Here is a 19,986-nt window from a genome sequence, read left to right as displayed (position 1 = left end):
AGCGATGCCGGGAAAGCCGCCACTGACAGACCACAAAGGGCAGGTAAGAAAGAAGTCAGGAGACCATCAGATCGTGACTGTAATCGGGAAGAGACGGAACAGTCACCTGAAAATTAAGACAGTAGGAGAAAGTTAGCTTTGATACATCAGTATATAAATAATGGATACCATATTGTTTTGGACGTAAACAGTGGATCGGTTCATTCCGTGGATGCGCTGCTCTACGATGCCGTGGAGGTTCTCGCGAAGATCGTCCCGGATATGGAAAAACCGATGCCTCTCACGGATGATCAGAAAAAAGCAGTGAGAGAAGCACTGGTCTGTAAGTACTCTGCAGAAGATATTGAGGATGCGCTCTCCGATATTCAGGAGCTCATCGACGCGGAGGAGCTGTTCGCTGCGGATATTTACAAAGATTATGTGATCGATTTCAAGAAACGTCAGACGGTCGTGAAGGCACTCTGCCTTCATATTGCCCATGACTGCAACCTTGCCTGCAAGTACTGCTTCGCAGAGGAAGGCGAGTACCATGGACGCCGCGCCCTCATGAGCTTTGAGGTCGGAAAGAAGGCACTGGATTTCCTGATCGCAAACTCCGGAAACCGCATCAACCTTGAGGTTGATTTCTTCGGCGGCGAGCCGCTTATGAACTGGAACGTTGTAAAACAGCTTGTGGAATACGGACGTTCCCAGGAGAAGGAGCACAATAAGAAATTCCGTTTTACACTGACAACAAACGGCGTACTCTTAAACGATGAGATCATGGAGTTCTGCAACAGGGAAATGAGCAACGTGGTCTTAAGTCTTGACGGACGTCCGGAGGTCAATGACCGGATGCGTCCGTTCAGAAATGGTAAGGGAAGCTACGAACTTATTGTTCCGAAATTCCAGAAATTCGCGAAATCACGCGGCGAGAAGGATTATTTCGTCCGCGGAACCTTCACAAGAAACAACCTGGATTTCGGAAACGATGTCCTCCACTATGCGGATCTCGGCTTTGAGAAGCTTTCTATGGAGCCGGTAGTTGCAGCTCCGGAAGAGCCGTACTTCATCCGTGAGGAAGATCTTCCGCAGATCATGGATGAGTATGACAGACTCGCAAAAGAGTTTGTAAAGCGTCAGAAAGAGGGAAGAGGATTCAAATTCTTCCACTTCATGCTTGATTTAAGTCAGGGACCGTGTGTTGCGAAACGTCTGTCCGGCTGCGGTTCAGGAACTGAGTATCTTGCGGTAACTCCGTGGGGAGACTTATATCCGTGCCACCAGTTCGTTGGAAATGAAGAGTTCCTGCTTGGAAACGTGGATACCGGCGTGGTCAACACGAAGGTGCGCGATGAATTCAAGCTCTGCAACGTATACGCGAAAGAAAAATGCAAAAACTGCTTTGCGAGATTCTACTGCAGCGGCGGATGCGCGGCAAATTCCTTCAACTTCCACGGCAGCATTACGGATGCCTACGATATCGGCTGCGAAATGCAGAAAAAACGTATCGAGTGTGCGATTATGATCCGTGCTGCTTTAGCGGAGGACGAGGAAAACAACTAAATCGATCATAGCGGTCAGGGGCAGAAAACCCCGGATTGTTATTGTAAGGATGACGGAGGCGGTGATTACGGCGGACTCCGGAATCAAGAGGGACAAAAAGCCTTTTGAACCTCGAAATCATATCAAGAAGGAGATTTTATCATGAAGAGCAACAAAGGAAAGGGACTGCTCGGCCTCCTGGGACTGCTCGTTGTGCTCGGTATCTTCGGATTTTTCGGCTATGATACTCTTCAGAAGAGTAAGCTGGTCACCGATGAGAACGGAGTAACTTCCCAGAATGGCGGAATCAAGCTCGGTCTGGATCTGGCAGGCGGTGTCAGCATTACCTACCAGGCGAAGGAAGAGAATCCGAGCGCCGAGGATATGTCCGATACCCAGTACAAGCTGCAGCAGAGAGTACAGAACTACAGCTCTGAGGCAGAGGTTTATCAGGAAGGCGGAAACCGTATCAATGTTGATATTCCGGGTGTCACAGACGCGAACAAGATCCTGGAAGAGCTCGGTAAGCCGGGATCATTACAGTTCTATGATGAGAACTGGAATGTTGTACTGGAAGGAACCGATGTAGCTTCTGCGAAAGCTGTGATCTATAAAGACCAGCAGACAGGAAACAATAACTATGAAGTAGCGCTTACATTTACCGATGAAGGTACTAAGAAATTCGCAGATGTGACTGCAGCGAATGTCGGCAAGAAGATCGCGATCGTTTACGATAATGTGATGTACTCTAACCCGACCGTACAGCAGGCGATCACAGGCGGACAGGCCTCTATCTCCGGCATGACTTCCTATGAAGAGGCTGAGAATCTTGCGTCCACGATCCGTATCGGTTCCCTTTCCCTGGAACTGGAGGAACTCCGTTCCAACGTGGTAGGCGCGAAACTTGGTCAGGAAGCGATCACGACAAGCTTAAAGGCCGGCGCGATCGGTTTCGGAATCGTATGTGTATTCATGATCGTAGTTTACCTCGTCCCGGGTCTTGCGGCATCCCTTGCACTCTGCCTCTATGTGGCATTGATGCTGATCCTGCTCGCGGCCTTTGAGGTTACATTAACACTTCCGGGTATTGCCGGTATCATCCTTTCCATCGGTATGGCAGTTGATGCGAACGTCATCATCTTCACCCGTATCAAGGAGGAAATCGGTCTCGGAAAGACAGTTCATTCCGCGATCAAGACAGGTTTTGCGAAAGCGTTATCCGCCATCGTCGATGGTAACGTGACAACACTGATCGCAGCGGCTGTTCTTTACTGGAGAGGCTCCGGTACAGTTAAGGGATTCGCTACAACACTTGCCCTTGGTATCGTTCTTTCCATGTTCACAGCACTTTTCGTTACAAAGTTCACACTGAACACCCTGTATAACCTTGGATTTCAGGATCAGAAGTTCTACGGCATTAGAAAAGAGAAGAAGGCGCTCAACTTCCTCGGAAAGAGAAATATCTGCTTTATCATCTCAGCTGTTATGATCCTCGCAGGTGTTGCAGGAATGGTAATGAACAAGTCTTCCATCGGAAACGCGTTCAATTACTCCCTTGACTTCCAGGGCGGTACCTCCACAAGCGTGACCTTCAATGAGGACATGTCTCTGGATAGAATCTCAAGCGAGGTCGTTCCGGTAGTCGAATCCATCACAAACAGTGCGGATACGCAGACACAGAAGGTTGCCGGAACAAACGAGGTGATCATCAAGACAAGAACCTTAAGCGTGGAAGAGCGTCAGGCATTAGACGAGGCACTTGTTGAGAACTTCGGTGTTGATGAGTCAAAGATCACTGCAGAGAGCATCTCCGGTGCAGTAAGTGCTGAGATGAAGCGCGACGCGGTTATGGCTACAGCGATCGCTACCGTATTTATGCTTCTCTATATCTGGGTACGATTCAAGGATATCCGTTTCGCTGCAAGTGCTGTTTTAGCCCTTGTCCATGACGTATTGGTTGTAGTTGCATGCTATGCCCTCGCAAAGTGGTCCGTTGGTTCCACAGCGATCGCCTGCCTGCTTACTATCGTCGGATACTCTATCAACGCGACGATCGTTATCTTCGACCGTATCCGTGAGAACATTAAGCTCATGGGACCGAAGGCATCCACCGTTGATATCGTAAATACAAGTATCACCCAGACCTTCACACGAAGCATCAATACATCCCTGACGACCTTTGTCATGGTATTTGTTCTGTTCATCATGGGCGTATCCTCCATCCGTGAGTTCGCACTCCCGTTAATGGCAGGTATCATCTGTGGTACCTACTCTTCCGTATGCCTGACAGGCGCTATGTGGTATGTAATGACCACAAAGAAGCAGAAGAAGGATGCGGTTGAAAAACAGGCAAAGAAGGATGCTGAGAAGGCAGCAAAGGAAGCGAAGAAATCCGGAAAATAACCGGAAGAACGTTGCTACGAAAATAACGATAAGGCAAGAGAAATATGAAATATAAGATTCTGGCAAAAGACGGACGTGCCAAACGGGCTGACGTAGAGACAGTCCACGGCACGATCCACACGCCGGTATTCATGAATGTAGGAACTGTCGCCGCGATCAAGGGCGCTGTGTCCACCGATGACCTTCGCGGGATCGGGACACAGGTGGAGCTTTCCAACACCTACCATCTTCATGTCCGAACCGGCGACAAGCTGATCAAGGAGCTCGGCGGCCTCCACAGGTTTATGAACTGGGATCGTCCGATCCTCACTGATTCCGGCGGATTTCAGGTATTTTCCCTCGCCGGACTCAGAAAGATCAAGGAAGAGGGCGTCTACTTCAACTCCCACATCGATGGTCATAAGATCTTCATGGGACCGGAGGAGAGCATGCAGATCCAGTCAAACCTTGGTTCCACCATCGCGATGGCATTCGATGAGTGCGCTCCGCATCCGTGTACCAGAGAATACATGGAGAATTCTGTCGCGAGAACTACAAGATGGCTGGCGAGATGTCAGGCGGAGATGGCGAGATTAAATTCCCTGCCGGATACCGTCAATAAGGAACAGCTTCTGTTCGGCATCAATCAGGGCGGAACCTTCGAGGATATCCGGATCGCGCATGCAGATACGATCTCGAAGATGAACTGCGACGGCTACGCGGTCGGCGGACTTGCGGTCGGTGAGAGCCACGAGGAGATGTACCGCATCCTCGATGCGGTGGTTCCGCATCTCCCGGAAGAGAAACCGACTTACCTGATGGGCGTCGGAACCCCGGCGAACATCCTTGAGGCGGTGGACCGCGGCGTTGATTTCTTCGACTGCGTTTACCCGACAAGAAATGGCCGTCATGGTCATGTATATACAAACCACGGAAAGATCAACCTGTTTAATGAGCAGTTTTCAAAGGATATGCGCCCCATCGAAGAGGGATGCCAGTGTCCGGCCTGCCGCTCATACAGCAGGGCCTATATCCGCCATCTTCTGAAGGCAAAAGAGATGCTCGGAATGCGCTTATGCGTGCTCCACAATCTTTACTTCTACAACACGATGATGACGGAGATCAGGGAAGCTATTGAGAACCACTGCTACGCCGAGTACAAAGAGAAAAAGTTGGAGGGCGTGACAGGGAACTATAAAGACAAGGTATAAGAAAAGGAGGTGCAACGGATATGACTAACAGCCCGGCATTTTGGATTGGATATATTGTTTTAATCTTTGCTTTCATGTACTTCATTGCGATCAGACCGCAGCAGAAGGAAAAGAAAAAAATGCAGGAACTGATGGCAAGCATCGCAGTCGGTGACAGCGTGCTGACATCCAGCGGATTCTACGGAGTGATCATTGATATGACAGACGATACTGTTATCGTTGAGTTTGGCAACAATAAGAACTGCCGTATCCCGATGCAGAAACAGGCGATCGTTCAGGTTGAAAAACCGGAGGCGTAAGACCTGAAAAACAGAAAAGAAAGAGGTTCATTTCCGATTATGTGGAGATGAACCTCTTTTTTTGACTTGGTGAGCCGAGTGGTTATTCTGTGAGATTCCGCATCCAGAGTGACGGGCGGTAATACTCGCAGAGCATTTCCGCAAGCCGGTGGGCACACATATTTGGTGAATCTTTTTTTATTACAGCGTAAAAGCACCGGGGCCTGTAGTAAGGATCCAGATGGCGGGTCACAATATCTGGATACGCATGGACGTCCACAAACTCCGGGATAAATCCAACGCCGCGGTTGGCATTGATCAGGAGAAGCTTTGTCTCATGTGAGTTTACATAATCTGCCGACGTCGGCTGGAACCGTCCCCGGAATGTTGTGGTCAGGGCGCTGACTGATTGTTTGTACATTGTGATGATGTTCTGAGTATTCAAATCGGAAAGACTGATCGGATTTTGCTGGGAGAGCGGATTGTTTTTATTTAAAGCCAGGTCCCAGGGATGGTTGTGGATCAGAAATTTTTCAGTGTTGTCCACGGTAATCAGGTCAAAAAACTGGTCGCTGGATATGATCAGATCAAGGTTTCCGCGGTTGAACTGTTCAATGAGTTCACGGTATTTATATTGCACAAAGTTGATCTGCGCGATGGGATTCTCCTTTAAAAAGAGTTCCATAACAGGAGCCAACAGATGGTGCTCATAAATTCCGATACCCACCTGGACAGAATCATAGACACCGCGGGCAATATTCTGGACGCTGGAGATCGTGTTTTCGTAGTCTTCAAGGATCGGTTGGATCTGTTCAAAGAGAGACTGGCCTGCAAGCGTCAGGGATACAGTATGATGGTTGCGGTCTAAAAGCCGGATTCCCAGCTCATCTTCAATGCTACTGATCTTGCGGCTCATGGCCGCCTGGGTGATATGTGACCGTTGAGCGGCCTTTGTAAAATTCAGTTCTTTTGCAAGCGCTACGAAGCAGTGCAGATTTTCTATCGTCATAAAGATCCCCCCCCATATAAATGAAAAACTGCTGCCTGCTGATCGGTGAAAAGATCAAAAACTATATCTGTTGTCCATAAAAAGCATAACCAAATAGAGTGAGAACCACCGAAAAATAAAAAAGAAAGCAGTAAATACATAGAAAATTTGGCAAATATAAAATCTATATGATAGTTTGTCATAACAGTATAAGATTGTGTCACTAATATTTTAACTGAAGTATGTTATAATTTCAATAGTGAATATTTTAACGCTTCAAGGAGGATAAGATAGTGGAAAATTACATTCGCAAAATGAGCGGAAAGAAGTACTTAGCAAGACTTGCGGAGAACCCAACAGTCATCATCCCGACAGGTGCATGTGAGGTTTACGGTCCGCAGCTTCCGATGGGAACAGATCTTCTCGTAGCACAGAAGATTGCAGAGATCATCGCAGACAAGACAGGAGCTGTGATCGCACCGACGATCGAAGCAGGTGAGTCAAGCGCACTGCAGGCATTCCCGTGCACATTCCCGATGCCGAGAAAGATCCTGGAGGATTACCTGGAATTCCTGGTTTCCAAACTGATCAAGGACGGAGTAAAGAACTTTATCTTCATTACAGGACATGCAGGAAACGTAGATACTGTAAGCTATATAATTAAGAAACATCTGGATGATGGCATCAAGGCATGTCAGATCGACTGGTGGAGATTCACACAGTCCAACTGCGGTGAGATCTTCGACTACAAGGGGCCGATGGCTCACGGTCATGCAAGTGAATGCGGTACCAGTGTTATGATGTATCTGTATCCGGAGCTGGTTGACCATGATGAGATCACATGTGTAAAGAATATCCCGAACAACTATCCGGATGTTCTCCAGTATTCTCACTTTACGGAAAAAACACCGAACGGAAGTATCGGAGACTCTACAGTAGCAACGATCGAAAAAGGAAAAGCTATCGTAGAGGCCTGTGTAGACAGAATTATGGATTATCTCAAAAACGCTTTTTAGTGGAGCGTGGAAGGAGAGCTTATGAAAAAGAGAACTGACTTTGCAGCTCCCCTCCGACAGCTAGTGGGTGTAGTATTCTTTATCATCATCGCGGTTACGTGTCTGCAGGTTATCTGCAGATACGTGTTTAACCGCTCACTGGTGTGGAGTGAGGAACTTGTTCGCTTCCTGGTTGTATGGCTGTGCATGGTGGGATCCGCGGTATCAAATTTTGATGATGACCATATGACGATCAACATTATCGTTGAGAAATTCCCGAGACCTGTACAGTTTGTATTTTATACAGTCCGCCAGATCATGATCTTCGTGTTCTGCGTAGTCTGTTCCTATTCAAGCTTACCGCTTCTGAAGGCAGCCGGAAAGACCCAGCTCGGAGCACTTCCGATTCCTGGATATACATGGCGTCTGGCTGGAACAGTAGGACTTGCGGTGATGGCTGTTATGACTTTAGCCAGATGGATCTATGATTTTGGACGCTTCCGCGACGGAGAGTTCTGCTTAAAGGATGCTGACACAGAAGTGGCAGAGGAGAATGATGGCAGTGCAGTCGTGGACGAAACAAAGAAATAAGGAAGGGGGCGGACAAAGAGATGTTAGTAGGTATTTTCTTTCTGGCACTTGTAGTCATGATGCTTCTTGGTATTCCAGTAGCATTTTCTCTGGGAATTGCCTCCGCTGGTTATATGCTGGCTACAGGAACTTCACTTGCCATGATTGTACAGAGAATGGTAAACGGCGCCAACAGCTTCACAATGCTGGCGATCCCGTTCTTCTTTATGGCAGGCGAACTGATGAATATCAGCGGCGTTACGGATAAGATCATTGAACTTGCGAAAGCTTTAGTAGGACATATGAAGGGCGGACTTGCCCAGGTAAATATCGTGGCAAGTATGTTCTTCGCTGGTGTATCCGGATCCGCTACCGCAGATACAGCGGCATTGGGATCATCTCTGATCCCGGCAATGGTAAAAGAGGGATATGATCTTGACTTCTCCGCAGCGATCACAGTTGCTTCTTCCTGTGTAGGCCCGATCATTCCGCCAAGTATCACACTTGTTTTATACGGAATTCTGACAGGTACTGACGTAGGAAAACTTCTGATTGCCGGAATCGTGCCAGGCGTTGTTGTATCAGTCAGCCAGATGGTCTACACACACTTTTACGCAGTCAAGATGGATTATCCGAGCTACCCAAAGGCAACTCCGAAGGAGATGGGACATGCGGTAAAGAAAGGCTTCAGCGCCCTGATGATGCCGATCATCATTATCGGCGGCACAATGTCTGGTGTATTCACACCAACTGAGAGTGCGGCGATCGCAGTCCTTTACGGTATTATTATCGGATTCTTCGTTTATAAGAACATTACATTTTTGACTTTCTTCGAGTCACTGAAAAAGGTCGGAGTAAACAGTATGAACAATATGCTGATCCTTGCAGCTGCTAGCTGCTTCTCCTGGGTACTGACCATGTCAAAGGCCCCGGATATGCTGGTAAATCTTATGCTTGGCATCAGTGACAATAAGATCGTGCTTACATTCCTGATCCTGCTTCTCTTATTAATTATTGGATTCTTCATGCAGGCATCTCAGGCATTAGTCGTATTAGCACCGATCCTTCTTCCGGTTGCAAGAGCTATCGGTATCGATCCGGTCCACTTCGGACTGATCATGGTAGTTACCCTGACATTCGGAGGATGTACACCGCCGGTTGGAAGTATGTTGTTTGTAGTAAACAGTATCACAAAGATGGGATTTGCGCGGTTAACAAAAGCAATGCTGCCGCTGTATATCCCGCTTGTAATTTCAATCTTACTGATCACTTTCGTACCGCAGATCAGCTTATTCTTACCGAATCTGTTCATGCACTAAACGCATGAGGTTATAAACACAAAGAAAAAGGAGAGGTTACTTATGAAACATGTATTTGCATTTGCATTAGCAGCAACGACAGCAGCAGCGCTGTTCATGACGGGATGTGGAAATTCTTCTTCCACAACAGCAACAACAGCGGCAGCAGCCGGTTCCGAGGCAGCAAAAGATGATGCCAAGGAGACAGAGGCAGCAAAGAAGGGCGGCATTACAATCAAATATTCCACATGGGCAAGTGATGGCGAGGCTGCTTATGAGGGAATGAAGAAATTCAAAGAGCTTGTAGAAGCTGGTTCCAACGGCGAGATCGTTGTAGACCTTTATCCATCCAACCAGGCTGGTTCCACAAACGAGCAGGTTGAACAGGTTTCCATGAATCAGCTTCAGATGATGAGCAGTGGTGACCCGGGTGTTGCAGAGCTTGAGTACTTATGCCTTCCGTATCTGTTTGACAATCTCGACCAGTACACGGAATTCATGGAGACAGACCTTGGTAAGAGTTACATCCAGAAGAGTGTTGATGAGAGAAACTGCAAGATCATCGACACACTTCCGAGAAGCCCGCGTATCATCTCCAGCAACATCGAGATCAACAGCCTTGCTGATATGAAGAACATGAAGATCCGTGTTCCGGAGCGTGACTATTATGTTGAGACATTCAAAGCTCTTGGAACAAACCCGACTCCGATGGATATGGGCGAAGTTTACTCCGCAATGCAGACGGGTGTTGTTGACGGACAGGAGAACCCGATCGAGACGATCGTTTCTTACGGTTTTCAGAATGTTAACAAATATCTTGTAATGTCTAACCATATCGTTAAACCGGCATTCGTTATGATCAATAACGACTTTTTTAATAGTTTATCTGAAGAAAACCAGAAACTGATCCTTGATGCAAGCACACAGGCCCGCGAGTATGCAACAGAGTACATGGAGACAGCAATGGAAAAAGATCGTCAGACTTGTGTTGACGCAGGCATGATCGTATGCGAGCCGAACCTTGATGAGTTTGTAGAAGCTACACAGAGCGTACGTGATACCCTCGGTGTTAAAGTCTGGGGTGAAGAAGGTTACGCAGAGATTAAAAAGATCGCAGGAAAGTAGGCATAAGAAATGGATATCCGGGAACGAATCGATACTTATACGCCCCATGCGATTGAGTTGAGAAGAACGATCCACCATAATCCGGAACTCAGTGGCATGGAGTATGGAACAACAGCTCTGATCAGAAAAGAATTGGAAGAGTACAGGATCAAGGTAAAGGATTCCGGACTTGAAACTGGTCTGATCGCCGATATTTGCGGAAAGAAATCAGGAGAGGGAAAAACGATCGCTGTGCGCGCCGACATCGACGCGCTCCCGATCCAGGAAAAGACCGGTGAACCGTTTGCCTCCGGCAACGAGGGCGTGAGCCACGCCTGCGGACATGATCTTCATATGGCCGCAGTGTTGTTGGCGGCACGTACTCTGAAAGACATGGAGAACGAGTTCAGCGGACGGGTGCGTCTGTTATTTCAGCCAGCAGAAGAGAAAGGAAACGGTGCCAAGACAATGCTTGCCCATGGCGCTCTGGAAGATCCGAAGCCGGATGCAATGCTAGGCGTTCACACCTGGCCGGATACTCCGGCAGGAATGGTAGGTATTAAGCCTGGTTCCTCCCATGCATCTTCCGATATCATCGTGATCAAGGTAAAAGGAAAAGGTGGGCACGGTGCACATCCTTACCGGTGCGTAGATCCGATCATTGTCAGCGCATATCTTCTTACCCAGCTCCAGACGCTTGTCTCCAGAGAGCTTCCGATGGTCGAGTCTGCGGTCCTTACATTCGGAATGATCCGCGGCGGTACTGCCGCCAATGTAATTCCGGATGAGGTCGAATTACAGGGAACTCTGCGGTGTCTGAACGCGGAATGGAGACAGAAACTTCTGGATTCCATCAAGCGCGTCAGCGAGGACTGCTGTCGCGCCATGAGAGCAGAGGCAGAGGTGAGTTTCAAAGAAGGCATGCCGCCGCTTGTAAACAACGTAGAGATGATCGAAAAGCTTGCGGTAAGCGCCGACAAGGTTCTCGGTCCGGATCACGTACATCGTCTTCCGAATGCTTCTCCGGGATCTGATGACTTTGCTGTCTACCTTGAGCAGGTTCCGGGAATCCTCTTCCGCATGGGAACAGGAAATGATGATCCGGCTACCCATGTAGGTCTGCACAATGGAGGAAACCGCTTCGATGAGCGGGGAATCCCGACAGCTGCGGCTGTGATGGTACAGTACATTATGGATTACCTGAGCGAGAATTGATCAGTTCATAAATTTACAAATAAAAACACCGCTCTGCAATGAGTATCATGCGCAGGGCGGTGTTTTTGCATTGCGTATCTGGAAAAAACTGTCAACGGCAGGTTCTGCAGGCAGAACGCCAAAAGTACGCTTTGTGATTTTTTAGATTTACTGTGGCGTTGCGTTTCTTCCTTCGTCCTCAAAGTATTTCTTCAATTCTTCAAATTCCCGCGCATACTTCGGGGAAACGGCGGTCGGGTTGGAGTGGATCCTTTCTTTGCGGAAACGGCGACGTTCCTTTCGGAGTGCAGCGAGGCGGGATTCCCGTTCCTTTAACATCTCGGCGAGCTGTTCCGCAGATTTCCCGCGGAGCGCTTCCAGATGGATTCCGGTAAGGTCTTTCAGGCTGTCGAGCTTTCCTCCGGCCTTTGCCTTTAATTCCTCAAGACTGACATTGGAGAGATCGCGGATGGAACCTGCGGCAGCTCCGGCTTTTTCCTGAAGCAGGGACATGCCGGCAGCCGGTTTCTCCTTGATGGATTTGAACTTTGTACCAGCTTTTTCCCGGAATTCTTCCATACTCATTCCGGTGAGAGCCGCAGCCTGAATTCTTTTTGCCTCGATCTGATCCAGCAGTTCCTCTTTGGCGGCCTGTAAGCGGTCTTCGGTATTCATCCTGAGAAGCGCGCGCTGGACCTGAAGATTGTCAAGTTCCGCCCGGAGCTTCTGCATAGCTTCCAGGGACTTTCCGAAGGCAAGTGCTTCCTTCGTGCAGACGATGGAATCGTAAACAAAGAGCACCGTCACAAAAAACACAAAAAACAGATCCCAGTAGAGCGGCATTGCGAGGACGGCCCGCGCGATGGGCTTATGAATCAGGTGTGTCATAAAGATCGTCAGAAATCCCCAGGCGATGGAGGAGCTGAGACAGATGTATCCGTGAAGGTTAAAGGGCTGGTTGCTGTAATCCCAGTAGCGGACTCTGAAAAGACGTTCCATCACACATCCGGTCACATACTCCAGAGCCGTGGCACCGATAACGCCGGAGATATAGGTGAGGATCAGGCTGTCCTGAAACGGGAGAGATACCCATAACATCATGACTGCGCCGCTTCCGTATAACGGCAGCATCGGCAGCCGCAGGAAACCGCGGTTCACGAAGCGCTTCTGTTTTAAGGAAACATAGGTGGACTCGAAGATCCATCCAAAGAAACAGTACAGATAAAAAAATGTAAGCCATTGATACCAGGTGTAAGTGTACATAGATCTCCTCTCGGTTGTAAATTCAGATTATCCATATCATACGACAGGAACGGGAAAATGACAAGGCGCAACCGGGAAACTGTATTGGAAAAAGAAAACAGATATGAAAACAGCCGCCCAGGATATGAACTGCACCCCATTTGTTAGACAGTATGGTATACTATCTAACAAGTGGGGTGTTTTGTTATGCCAAAAGGAGTACCAAACAAACGATATACGCCGGAATTCAAAAAACTGGTGATTGAAACTATGCAGGAAGAGAAATTAAGTTACAGCGAAACCTGTCGTAGATTTGAGGTAAACAGCAGAGATCGAATCAAATCATGGGAGCGAATCTATCTGGAGGAAGGGCCGGAAGGCTTTGCCGTCGAACGGCGTGGCCGCAGCAGTAAGGGTCGTCCGCCAAAGCAGCTGCCGAAGCAGGTAGAAGAAGATCTGCTGGCCGAAGTGCAGCGACTGCGTGCGGAGAACGATTACCTAAAAAATTTGCAAGCCTTGGTTTTGGAAGACGAGCGACACCAGCACAAAAAACGCTGGTAGTTCAGAAGCTAAGGCAAAAACACGCACTCAGTATTCTGCTCTCAATCGCTCAACTGCCCCGTGCAACTTTCTACTATCATTTGAAGCAGATGCAGAAAGAAGACAAATATGCATCTGTTAAGGAAGAAATCACAACGATTTACCATGAAAACAGGGGTCGATACGGCTATCGCCGGATCACGGCAGAACTTCGCAAGCGTACATTCTCTGTGAACCACAAGACTGTCCAGCGGCTTATGAAAGAGTTGGGCTTAGTTTGCCGTGTCAGGATGAAGAAGTATCGCTCTTATAAGGGAGAAGTGGGCAAAATCGCACCAAATCTGCTAAATCGGGATTTCCATGCCGAAAAGCCGAATCAGAAATGGGTCACGGATGTGACGGAGTTCAGCCTGTTTGGAGAGAAGCTCTACCTGTCCCCGATTCTCGATCTGCACAGCAGCGATCTGGTCAGTTACACCATATCGGATCATCCTGTACTCAGCATGGTAACCACCATGCTGGACGAGGCGTTTGCAAAGATCCCGGCCGGAACACGCCTGATTCTCCACTCTGATCAGGGTTGGCAATATCAACACAAGCAGTACCAGCGGATGCTTCGCGAGAAGGGGATCCGACAGAGCATGAGCCGCAAGGGAAACTGTCTGGACAATGCTGTGATAGAAAATTTCTTCGGACTGCTCAAAAGTGAACTGTTATATCTGCAAGAATTTCAATCCATGGAACACTTCAAACAGGAACTGATCGAATATCTGGATTACTACAACAACCGCAGGATCAAGGCAAAGCTAAAGGGCTTGCCGCCTGCAATTCACAGACAGCAAGCCCTTTCGGCTGCTTGAACAATTTTTACTTCAAAATATTGTCTAACTTTTGGGGGTCACTTCAATATGACCGGGGCGGCTGTTTTGTTAACTGATTTATCATAAAATCGGCAGAATACCCCCATTCCTCGTAGGTGGCGGGATGAATGCCACTATAACGATACACAGACAGATGTAAAACGGTAAGCAATTACAATTCTTTCTCTTCCCTTTTGTGAAACCATGTGCTATAATTAATACAGAACATATGTTCTGCACCAATTAGGAAAGGAGGAACCGTTTTGTATTTGACCGTATGCCAGCAGCTAAAGCGTCTGTCCAAAGATGAATTCCTCATTCTACGGGAATTATGCCGCACAGCCAAAAACCTGACCAACCAGGCCATCTACCAGGTACGGCAGCATTACTTTGAATATAGCCGGTATCTCCCATATGAGAAAAACTACGCCATCTTAAAGACTTCCGAAAACTATCGGCTGCTGAATTCCAACATGGCCCAGCAGATCCTTAAGGAAGTGGATGGATCTTTTAAGTCTTTCTTCGGTCTGTTGAAACTGGCAAAGCAGGGGAAGTATCCGTTTTCATCCTGCAGGCTGCCCAAATACCTTCCAAAAGACGGCTACGCAACCCTGATCGTCGGGTTTGTAAGACTGAATGGGAACCGGTTTGTCCTTCCGTACTCAGCAGCGTATAAGAAGCATCATAAACCGGTCACCATTACCATTCCGCCGGTCCTGGCAGATAAAACCATTAAGGAGATCCGTATCATCCCAAAAGCAGACGCCAGGTTCTTTGAGATCCAGTACACCTATCAGGTGGAAGCGGCTCAGAGAAATCTGAATCCAACCCATGCACTGGCGATCGACTTCGGGATCGACAATCTCATGACGGCCGTTTCCAACAGAGGGGAAAGCTTCCTCATCGATGGGAAACGTTTAAAATCCATCAACCAGTGGTTCAACAAGCGGAACACCTGCCTGCAGAGCGTCAAAGACAAGCAGCACTACGGAAAGAAAACAACCAGACGTCAGGCCGTTTTGCAGAGGAAGAGAAACAACCAGGTCCGTGACTACATGGGTAAAGCAGCGAAACAGGTGGTCACCTACTGCATCCGGAACGATATCGGAACCCTGATCGTGGGCTACAATACCACATTCCAGCGCTCCTCAGATCTTGGCAGGCAGATGAACCAGGTCTTTGTGGGAATTCCGTTCGGGATACTCCGCAGGAAACTGAAATATCTGTGTGAAATGAATGGGATCCGCTACGTGGAACAGGAGGAAAGCTATACTTCCATGGCATCCTTCTGGGATCTGGATGAAATGCCCGTATATGGAGAAGCAGGATTTGTGCCACCGGTCTTTTCCGGCCGCCGGATCTGCCGTGGCCTGTATCAGGACCGCTCTGGAAGGCGGATCAACGCTGATGTCAATGGTGCTTTAAATATCATGCGTAAATGTAACATTGTGAGCCTAAGGGCTCTATATGATAGAGGCGATGTGGATACGCCTGTAAGAATAAGGATCGCCTGAGAGCGGGCGGAAACTCAAAGATCAAACTTCTTAAACGGGAGTCCAAGGATTCCCCAGAAGCCCCCACTTCAAATTTCTTCAAAATTAAGTGGTGGGTAATTCACTGTAAAAGTATCTGGCTGTCTGTTGTATCCCTAACGCGGACAGTCAGGCATTGGGAAATTACTGAAGATTCTTATAAACCTCAAAGCTCGGCTTTTTGTTTCCGTTCACATCGATGAGGCCGAACGCATAATGCGCATCCAGAAGTCTCTGCTCATCCTTCATGCGGTTTAACAGGAATGCCTCAACATATGGATTTGCCTTTGCTGTTTCGTAAGCCTCTTTGATGCACTGAGCCTGGAGATCGAGGCACTGGCCGTTGTGGGCAGGAGAATCGGATGTGAAGCCCTGCTCGGAGAGGATCAGGTGGCGGACCTTTCCAGTCGGGGAGAGCATGTCTGCCTGCTGCATGTAGTCGGTCAGAATGTGGAGGTTCTTCAGGTTGATGATATAAGTATATGCTTTCTCCAGCGTGTAGATATCATCGGTGAAGACCGGATCCTCGAAGGTCTCCGGATATGCGTGCCATGCGATGCCGTAGTCGGTATCTTTCAGGCGGCTGTTTAACCGCGGGATCATGTCCATAGCGCCGTACTTGAAGCCCTCGACCTGTCCGCAGTTCCAGCGGAAGTCAAACGGGATATAAACATTTGCCAGCTTGTTGGATCCTTTGATGGTGTCATACCAGGTGCGGAAACCGGTCGCGTAGTTGGAGCAGTAGGTATCAATGTCCATCTGACCAATATAGTTCCATGCCTGTCCATCATTGATCTCATTGCCGATGACCCAGTTGGAAACGCAGTCCTTGAATGCCTCTGTGACGCACTTTGCGGCATCTCTTATGGACTGGACGCCTGCATCGTTTAAGGTGTTGAACGCGTAGTAGCTTGCACCGGTTGGCTGGGATACCGGAAGAAGGGACGGGCTGTAGCTCGCTGCCGCCCAGTCGTTCAGGACGATCAGTGTCACAGTGACACCCGCCTGGTCAAGCTTTGTGTAGAGATCCTGGCAGACAGATAACTGGCTGCTGAATGCCCAGGACATCGGAAAGTTTAAAACGACCTGAGATGCGCCCACCTCGAGGACATCCGGGATCTGGGCGTGCTCATTGATCAGGACACCCTTGATGGACTTTGGAGTCTGATAGTGGTCGGCGTAGGCCGGAACAGCCATAGAAAAACAGAGTGCAGCAGATAATGCGGCTGCAGCGATACGTTTAAGCGATTTCATAATAATTCTCCCCTCATGTAATGAACCGCAGTGCAGAGACAACACCGGTGAACAGCGTCCTGCATCCGGGTAATGTTATTACATTTACTATACCGTGAGATGGAATGAAAGTCAATGGAATGGGAAGCGTCGATAGAAGCGTGAAAAAATGCGGAGATCATGGGCAAAAAAATAGGAACCGCAGCCGTTCCTGCAGTCCCTAAGGGGAGTATGGAAAGTATCAATTTTTTTAGGGGGACCTGCCGAAGTCGCCTCCGACAGGTATGAGTATGAAAAAGCTTTGTGTGTTCAAGTGTAATACTTGAAACAAAGGCAGGTTATCCTTTCGGATAACGTAATTGTATTATAGAGGCAAAATGTGTCTAAAATGTGAGTAAAAAATTAAAAGAAAGTAAATTTACTTAACGATTTAGAAAGAATTATGTCGAAAACAGTCGATAGATTCCGTGACGCGGATTTACCAGAGATGTGCCGCAATTTTGCCGAAGTTTAACAGGAAATTTGAACATAAATCATTCATAAATTTCTGGTATAATATAGAATAATATAAGGGACGAAGGTTGAAGATCCGATGCAGTTTTCAGCAGGAGGATTTTTAAGCTACTGACCTGATAAAACTGAATATCCATGACAGGAAAACGGGAGGTTCACAATGAAGAAAGAAAAAATAGTTGCAATACCGGCAGCACTTCTTATGACTGCCCTGCTGGCATTCCCGGCAATGGCATCGGAAAAGATCGAGGAGGTCACGATCGATATCAATGCAGTCCTGACGGATTCGGACAACCTGGAAGTGGAGGCGGATGTGTCAGATGACGGCTGCTATGTGGATGAGATCTCCATTACCAACGAGCCGAACGGAGACTGGAATGATGATACGAAGCCGAAGGTTAAGATTACGATCGGTGCCGAGAGTGACTACGCGTTTTCGTCCGGACTGAGCAAATCAGATGTATATCTTGGAAATGATGAACAGAAGGTGACATCGGTGACAAGAAGTACATCAAAATTGTATGTATATGTGACACTTCAGCAGATCTCGGATATTGATTCGGAGTATGATGATGAAGATTATGATCTGGATGTCTATGATCTCTCCTGGGACGACAGCTATGGCGGAGTTGCATATTGGGAAGGAACAGAATATGCAAAGAAATATCAGGTCCGTTTATACCGCGACGGGGACAGCGTAGGTTCCGCATACACGACGACAAACAACTATTATAATTTCTGCGGATCATTCACAAAAGAAGGCAGTTATACATTTAAAGTCAAGGCAATCCGCGGAAGTGATGAGAGCAGCTGGAAAGAGTCTGAGCCGAAGGATGTAGACCGGGGCGGAGCCGCTGCGATCTATGCGAACCGGAACGCGGCGTCTGCGTACTATGGAAACGGTACTTCCGGTTCGGGGAGTCAGACAAGCGGAAGTACGACCGGTTCAGCGAATGGCGCATGGCTCCGCGACAGCAATGGCTGGTGGTGGTGCAATCCGGATAAGACATATCCGGTCGCAAACTGGAAGCAGATCAACAATGTCTGGTACTATTTTAACCAGTCCGGATATATGGTGGAGAACCAGTGGATCCTGAATAATAACCAGTGGTATTACTGCGGAGCCGGTGGCGCGATGGTGAAGAACCAGTGGGTACAGACGAACGGGACATGGTACTATTGCGGAACTGACGGCGCGATGCTTACAAGCCGGATGATCGACGGAAAGTATTATGTTGATAAGAACGGCGTGTGGGTACAGTAAAAAATTTCAAAAACCCCTTTAAAAACAAATGCCTTTCGTATATAATAAAAACTGATATTTCGCGCCCTGTATGTGCGGTCACTTTCGTGACCGGAAATACTGCAAGATCATGAAAGCTGCAGAAATATGCAGTACAATGCAGGATATATTTTGCGGGGACAGGGTTTTCTGATAGAGAGAAGCGAGGCGCGTCCTGTATCGGACGCGGAAATAGATTCAGGAGATTTTCAGTTAGAAAGACAGGAGGAAGACGACAATGATGATGTCAAACGACATTGGAATTGACTTGGGTACCGCCAGCATCCTTGTTTATATTAAAGGAAAAGGCGTTGTTTTAAAGGAACCGTCCGTAGTAGCACTGGACAGGGAAACAAATAAAGTAATTACTTTCGGTGAGGAGGCGCGTCTGATGATCGGACGTACTCCGGGTAATATCGTAGCGGTAAGACCGCTGAGAAAAGGTGTTATTTCCGATTATACCGTAACCGAGAAGATGTTAAAATATTTCATCAACAAAGCGGTCGGAAAGAGAACCTTGAGAAAACCGCGTATCGCGGTCTGCATCCCGAGCGGTGCAACGGAAGTTGAGAGAAAGGCCGTAGAGGATGCGACTTACCAGGCAGGTGCCCGTGAGGTCTGCATTATCGAAGAGCCGGTTGCAGCAGCAATCGGTGCCGGAATTGATATCTCCAAGGCATGCGGAAATATGATCGTAGATATCGGAGGCGGTACTGCGGATATCGCAGTCATCTCTCTCGGCGGTACTGTAGTCAGCACCTCGATCAAGACGGCCGGAGATGACTTCGATGAAGCCCTTGTCCGCTATATGAGAAAGAAACACAATCTTCTGATCGGTGAGAGAACCGCTGAGGAGATCAAGATCAATATCGGCGCAGCTTACCGCCGTCCGGAGCTTGTGACGATGGAAGTCCGCGGAAGAAACCTTGTGACAGGTCTTCCGAAGACGATCGTTGTTACATCCGACGAGACACTTGAGGCGTTAAGAGAGCCGGCGATGCAGATCGTAGACGCTGTACACAATGTATTGGAACGTACCCCACCGGAGCTCGCGGCCGATATCTTCGACCGCGGAATCGTTCTTACCGGCGGTGGATCCCTGATCTCTGGACTTGATGCCCTGATCGAGGAGAAGACCGGAATCACGACAATGATCGCGGAGGAGCCGCTTACAGCGGTTGCGATCGGAACCGGTAAGTTTATCGAGTTCGCACACGGCGGAAAAGGCGCAGAAAAATAA

The 19,986-nt window shown here is 48.2% G+C and carries 16 protein-coding genes and 1 pseudogene; 14 read left to right on the top strand and 3 right to left on the bottom strand.

Going from position 1 to position 19,986, the window contains the following annotated elements; all coding sequences use genetic code 11:
- Nucleotides 1-138 precede the first annotated feature (138 nt).
- The 4 genes from scfB (at nucleotide 139) to yajC (ending at nucleotide 5,416) form a co-directional block, all read left to right on the top strand.
- On the top strand, nucleotides 139-1,545 hold the full coding sequence (scfB, locus tag ACXMYH_RS13995; protein WP_486555115.1) for a thioether cross-link-forming SCIFF peptide maturase: 1,407 nt from the start codon (nucleotides 139-141) through the stop codon (nucleotides 1,543-1,545).
- 141 nt (nucleotides 1,546-1,686) lie between these two features.
- Nucleotides 1,687-3,927, top strand: a complete 2,241-nt coding sequence (gene secD / locus ACXMYH_RS13990; protein ID WP_118599347.1) for a protein translocase subunit SecD — start codon at nucleotides 1,687-1,689, stop codon at nucleotides 3,925-3,927.
- A gap of 44 nt (nucleotides 3,928-3,971) precedes the next feature.
- Nucleotides 3,972-5,117: a tRNA guanosine(34) transglycosylase Tgt gene (tgt, locus tag ACXMYH_RS13985; RefSeq protein ID WP_015553084.1), complete on the top strand. Its 1,146-nt coding sequence runs from the start codon at nucleotides 3,972-3,974 to the stop codon at nucleotides 5,115-5,117.
- Between the two features lie 20 nt (nucleotides 5,118-5,137).
- Entirely contained in the window at nucleotides 5,138-5,416 is a 279-nt protein-coding gene (yajC, locus tag ACXMYH_RS13980; RefSeq protein WP_015553085.1) for a preprotein translocase subunit YajC, read from the top strand.
- An 82-nt stretch (nucleotides 5,417-5,498) separates the two neighbouring features.
- On the opposite strand, the gene ACXMYH_RS13975 is transcribed toward yajC, so the two are convergent.
- Complete coding sequence (locus tag ACXMYH_RS13975) at nucleotides 5,499-6,404, bottom strand: LysR family transcriptional regulator (RefSeq protein ID WP_486555114.1); 906 nt, start codon at nucleotides 6,402-6,404, stop codon at nucleotides 5,499-5,501.
- Between the two features lie 272 nt (nucleotides 6,405-6,676).
- Here ACXMYH_RS13975 and ACXMYH_RS13970 point away from each other — a divergent pair, with 272 nt between their 5' ends.
- From ACXMYH_RS13970 to ACXMYH_RS13950, 5 genes are read left to right on the top strand one after another with little or no spacing between them, the layout of a single operon-like run.
- Nucleotides 6,677-7,399, top strand: a complete 723-nt coding sequence (locus tag ACXMYH_RS13970; protein ID WP_182427738.1) for a creatininase family protein — start codon at nucleotides 6,677-6,679, stop codon at nucleotides 7,397-7,399.
- Between the two features lie 21 nt (nucleotides 7,400-7,420).
- Nucleotides 7,421-7,969 carry a TRAP transporter small permease gene (locus ACXMYH_RS13965; protein WP_118599350.1) on the top strand — a complete coding sequence of 183 codons (549 nt, stop codon included), beginning with the start codon at nucleotides 7,421-7,423 and terminating at the stop codon, nucleotides 7,967-7,969.
- A 20-nt stretch (nucleotides 7,970-7,989) separates the two neighbouring features.
- Nucleotides 7,990-9,267: a TRAP transporter large permease gene (locus ACXMYH_RS13960; RefSeq protein WP_118599351.1), complete on the top strand. Its 1,278-nt coding sequence runs from the start codon at nucleotides 7,990-7,992 to the stop codon at nucleotides 9,265-9,267.
- 42 nt (nucleotides 9,268-9,309) lie between these two features.
- Nucleotides 9,310-10,371, top strand: coding sequence for a TRAP transporter substrate-binding protein (locus tag ACXMYH_RS13955; protein ID WP_118599353.1), 1,062 nt, complete (start codon nucleotides 9,310-9,312; stop codon nucleotides 10,369-10,371).
- A 9-nt stretch (nucleotides 10,372-10,380) separates the two neighbouring features.
- The gene (locus ACXMYH_RS13950) at nucleotides 10,381-11,565 is read left to right on the top strand and encodes a M20 metallopeptidase family protein (RefSeq protein WP_486555113.1); all 1,185 of its coding nucleotides are present in this window, start codon (nucleotides 10,381-10,383) and stop codon (nucleotides 11,563-11,565) included.
- A gap of 147 nt (nucleotides 11,566-11,712) precedes the next feature.
- Here the strand turns inward: ACXMYH_RS13950 and ACXMYH_RS13945 are convergent, their stop codons facing one another.
- Nucleotides 11,713-12,807 carry a putative ABC transporter permease gene (locus ACXMYH_RS13945; protein ID WP_486555112.1) on the bottom strand — a complete coding sequence of 365 codons (1,095 nt, stop codon included), beginning with the start codon at nucleotides 12,805-12,807 and terminating at the stop codon, nucleotides 11,713-11,715.
- Between the two features lie 186 nt (nucleotides 12,808-12,993).
- On the opposite strand from ACXMYH_RS13945, the gene ACXMYH_RS13940 reads away from it, so the two are divergent.
- The 3 genes and pseudogenes from ACXMYH_RS13940 to ACXMYH_RS13930 all read left to right on the top strand — a co-directional run bounded on the left by ACXMYH_RS13940 (nucleotide 12,994) and on the right by ACXMYH_RS13930 (nucleotide 15,700).
- The gene (locus tag ACXMYH_RS13940) at nucleotides 12,994-13,347 is read left to right on the top strand and encodes a helix-turn-helix domain-containing protein (RefSeq protein WP_118655571.1); all 354 of its coding nucleotides are present in this window, start codon (nucleotides 12,994-12,996) and stop codon (nucleotides 13,345-13,347) included.
- Nucleotides 13,335-14,186: pseudogene (locus tag ACXMYH_RS13935) on the top strand (IS3 family transposase); the annotation flags it as partial. The gene ACXMYH_RS13940 and the pseudogene ACXMYH_RS13935, both read left to right, overlap by 13 nt.
- Before the next feature lie 263 nt (nucleotides 14,187-14,449).
- Nucleotides 14,450-15,700 (top strand): RNA-guided endonuclease InsQ/TnpB family protein, encoded by a 1,251-nt coding sequence (locus ACXMYH_RS13930; protein WP_486555111.1) that lies wholly within the window; start codon nucleotides 14,450-14,452, stop codon nucleotides 15,698-15,700.
- A 162-nt stretch (nucleotides 15,701-15,862) separates the two neighbouring features.
- On the opposite strand, the gene ACXMYH_RS13925 is transcribed toward ACXMYH_RS13930, so the two are convergent.
- Complete coding sequence (locus ACXMYH_RS13925) at nucleotides 15,863-16,972, bottom strand: DUF5722 domain-containing protein (RefSeq protein ID WP_486555110.1); 1,110 nt, start codon at nucleotides 16,970-16,972, stop codon at nucleotides 15,863-15,865.
- A 652-nt stretch (nucleotides 16,973-17,624) separates the two neighbouring features.
- Between ACXMYH_RS13925 and ACXMYH_RS13920 the strand changes: the two genes are divergently transcribed.
- On the top strand, nucleotides 17,625-18,728 hold the full coding sequence (locus tag ACXMYH_RS13920) for a hypothetical protein (RefSeq protein ID WP_215702619.1): 1,104 nt from the start codon (nucleotides 17,625-17,627) through the stop codon (nucleotides 18,726-18,728).
- Between the two features lie 256 nt (nucleotides 18,729-18,984).
- Nucleotides 18,985-19,986: a rod shape-determining protein gene (gene mreB / locus ACXMYH_RS13915; protein WP_015553090.1), complete on the top strand. Its 1,002-nt coding sequence runs from the start codon at nucleotides 18,985-18,987 to the stop codon at nucleotides 19,984-19,986.

Source organism: Pilosibacter sp. NGB245, assembly GCF_057397225.1.
Note: the sequence above shows the minus strand (reverse complement) of the source record. Positions and strands in the feature narration are given on the sequence as shown.